General features: G+C 64.0%; 4 protein-coding genes. All 4 read right to left on the reverse strand.

Going from position 1 to position 3,315, the window contains the following annotated elements:
- Positions 1–570: ABC transporter permease subunit (locus tag JOZ76_RS01320; RefSeq protein ID WP_291696835.1), on the reverse strand; the 570-nt coding region annotated here is incomplete at its 3' end.
- The gene (ssuD, locus tag JOZ76_RS01325; protein WP_291696836.1) at positions 567–1,736 is read right to left on the reverse strand and encodes an FMNH2-dependent alkanesulfonate monooxygenase; all 1,170 of its coding nucleotides are present in this window, start codon (positions 1,734–1,736) and stop codon (positions 567–569) included. The genes ssuD and JOZ76_RS01320, both read right to left, overlap by 4 nt.
- A 2-nt stretch (positions 1,737–1,738) precedes the next feature.
- Positions 1,739–2,692 carry a sulfonate ABC transporter substrate-binding protein gene (locus JOZ76_RS01330; protein WP_291696837.1) on the reverse strand — a complete coding sequence of 318 codons (954 nt, stop codon included), beginning with the start codon at positions 2,690–2,692 and terminating at the stop codon, positions 1,739–1,741.
- A gap of 32 nt (positions 2,693–2,724) precedes the next feature.
- Positions 2,725–3,315: ABC transporter substrate-binding protein (locus JOZ76_RS01335; protein WP_291696838.1), on the reverse strand; the 591-nt coding region annotated here is incomplete at its 5' end.

The following is a 3,315-nucleotide window of genomic DNA, read 5'->3' on the forward strand; positions in this document are numbered from 1 at the left end:
GGGCAAGGCGCCGGGAAAGATCACCCGGCGAAACAGTTCGGCGTCGGACATGCCGTAGACGCGCCCCATCTCGATCAGCTGCGGATCGACGCTGCGGATGCCGTGCAGCGTGTTGAGATAGACCGGGAAGAACACGCCCAGCGCGACCAAAAACAGCTTTGCCGTCTCGTCGATGCCGAACCAGAGAATGACGAGCGGGATCAGCGCCAGATGCGGGACGTTGCGCACCATCTGCAGCGTGGTGTCGGTCAGCTTGCTGGAGAGTTGCGACAGGCCGTTGGCAAGGCCGAAGGCGAAGCCAATGCCGCCGCCGATCAGAAAGCCGACGCCGGCGCGCCAGAAGCTGACGGCGATGTTGCGCGCGAGTTCGCCCGACAGCAGCAGCTTCCAGCCGGCGAGCGCCACGTCGCTCGGCGCTGGCAGCACACGCACCGGCACTAGGCCCGCGGCGCTCGCGGCCTGCCAGATGACGACAATGGCCAATGGCACGATCCACTGGATCAGGCCGTCTGCTTTGGGAATGCGAAGGCTTTGAGCCTTGCTACGAATCTTGGCGTCGCTCAGGCTCATGATTGCGAGGCCCTCGCGAGCGGCCGCCGCTCGCCAGCGATGGTCTCGCCGAACGGCCCGGTATTCGAACGTAGCCGCGTCAGATTGTCCGGCCGCTCCAGCACCAGATGCGGAAACACCAGCTCGGCGAAACGGTAGGCCTCTTCCAGATGCGGATAGCCCGACATGATGAAGGTGTCGATGCCGACCTCCTGGTACTCCCTGATCCGTGCCGCCACCGTCGCGGCATCGCCGACCAGCGCCGTTCCGGCTCCGCCGCGCACCAGGCCGACGCCCGCCCACAGGTTCGGGCTGATCTCGAGCTTCTCGCGCCGGCCGCCGTGCAATTGCTGCATGCGCTGCTGGCCGACCGAATCCATCCGCGAGAAGATTTTTTGCGCCGAGGCGATCGTGTCGTCGGTGACGTGCCGGATCAGATCGTCGGCGGCGGCCCAGGCCTCGGCGTTGGTCTCGCGTACGATCACATGCAGGCGGATGCCAAAAGACAGTTTGCGTCCGCGCTTGTCGGCAGCAGCCTTGACCCGCGCGATCTTGTCGGCGACATCGGCGGGCGGCTCGCCCCAGGTCAGATATTTATCGACCGCGTCGACTGCGACATCGATGCCAGCATCCGACGAGCCGCCGAAATAGAGCGGCGGCCGCGGCGATTGCAGCGGCTGGAATAGCAGGCGCCCGTCCTCGATCCGGATATGCTTGCCTTCGAAATTGACCGTCTTGCCCGCGAGCAGGTCGTTGTAAACAGCAAGAAACTCCCGCGTCACGGCATAACGATCGTCGTGCGAGAGAAAAATGCCGTCTCCCTTGTTCTCGACGGGGTCACCGCCGGTCACGACATTGATAAGCAGCCGGCCATTGGAGATGCGGTCGAGGGTCGCCGTCATGCGGGCCGCGGCGCTCGGCGACTGCAGGCCCGGCCGCACCGCCACGAGATAGCGCAGCCGCTCGGTGAAGGGCGCGACCGACGAGGCGACGATCCAGGAATCTTCGCAGGACCGTCCGGTCGGAAGCAGCACGCCGAAATAGCCGAGCTGATCGGCGGCCTGCGCGATCTGGCGCAGATAGCCAAAATTCACCTCGCGGCCGCCGGCGGTGGTGCCAAGATAGCGGCCGTCGCCATGGGTCGGCAGAAACCACAGGATATTGGCTTTGGATATCGCAGAACTCATGGTCATGATCCTGATTTGCGCTGAAGATCGGAAACGGTGATCGCCTTCGGCAGCAGGCCGAGCGCGACAAAGGTGTCGGCAATGCGCTGTTGGCTCGCGATCACGTCGTCGCTGATCGGGCGGATGCCGTAGGATTCGCGCTTCAGCGAGCTCGCGAGCACCGGCGCGGGCAAGCCGACGGACGGGCTCAGTTGTGCCGCGACCTCGCCGATATGATTCTTCGTCCACTCGTCCGCCTCGTTGAGCGCATCGAGCACCGCGTCGACCGCCTGGCCGTTCCCGGTCAGGAATTTCTTCGACGAGAAATAGAACTGATGATTGGCGACGAGGCCCGTGCCGTCGGCGAGGATGCGCGCGCCGGTCGAGGCCTCCGCCGCGGCTTCATAGGGATCCCAGATCACCCAGGCATCCACGGCGCCGCGCGTGAACGCCGCCAGCGCGTCGGCCGGCGCCAAAAACACCGGCTGGATGTCGGTGTATTTCAGGCCGGCCTGCTCTAGCGCCTTGACGAGCAGATAATGGACGTTCGATCCCTTGTTCAGCGCGACCTTCTTGCCGCGCAGCTCAGCGACTGATTTGAGCGGGCTGTCCTTCGGCACCAGAATGGCTTCGCCCTGTGGCGCCGGCGGATCGTAGGCGAGATAGACCAGCGGCGCACCGGCGGCCTGCGCAAAAATCGGCGGGGTTTCGCCGGCGATGCCGAAATCGATCGAGCCGACATTCAGCGCTTCGAGCAGCGGCGGCCCGGACGGGAATTCGGTCCAGGTGACCGTGTAGCCGAGCGGTTTCAACTTGTCTTCTAGCGTGCCGCGGCCTTTCAGCAGCACCAGCTTGCCGTATTTCTGAAAGCCGATACGAACGACCTTGTCTTCGCCATAGGACGTGCCGACGGTCGCAGCGACGAGGCTGATCGACAGCACGGCATGCGCGATCCATCGTTGGATTAAGCGTTTCATGTGAGGTCTTTCGAGGTTCGGGATCAGGCTTTTCAGGCGCCCGGCGTCCATTTCCAGATGATGTCGACGACCTGGACCTGTTTCGGGATCAGGCCGGTGCGCGCAAAACGATCGGCGATCGCCTGCTGGCTGCGGACGATCTCATCGTCGATCGGAACGACCTGATAGTTGGAGCGGTCGACGAAACGCCTGATAGCCTCAATGTCGACGCCGGTTGCCTCCGACTGTGCCCTCGCCACCTCTTCATGATGCGCATTCGCCCATACGCCTTCGGCGGCGAAGGCACGGTTGAGGCGGCCGACCAGATCCTGATGTTTTTCGACGAAATCCGCGCCGGCGATGTAGAACGAATTGGGGCGATGAATGTCCTTGTCGAAGACGATGACACGCGCGTCCTGCTTCAATTCGGCAAGCGCGAGATAAGGGTCCCAGATCGTCCACGCATCGACCGAGCCCTTGACGAAGGCGGCCGTCGCATCGGCCGGCGCGAGCGGGGCCGGCGTGATGTCGCCCCAGGCAATTCCGGCCTTTTCGAGCGCCGCGACCAGAAGATTGTTCGCGCTCGATCCCTTGGCAAAGGCGATCCGTTTGCCCCGGAGATCGGCGAGCGTCCTGATCGGCGA

The sequence above is a fragment of the Bradyrhizobium sp. genome (assembly GCF_019244115.1).
In the GTDB taxonomy this organism is placed as follows: domain Bacteria; phylum Pseudomonadota; class Alphaproteobacteria; order Rhizobiales; family Xanthobacteraceae; genus Bradyrhizobium.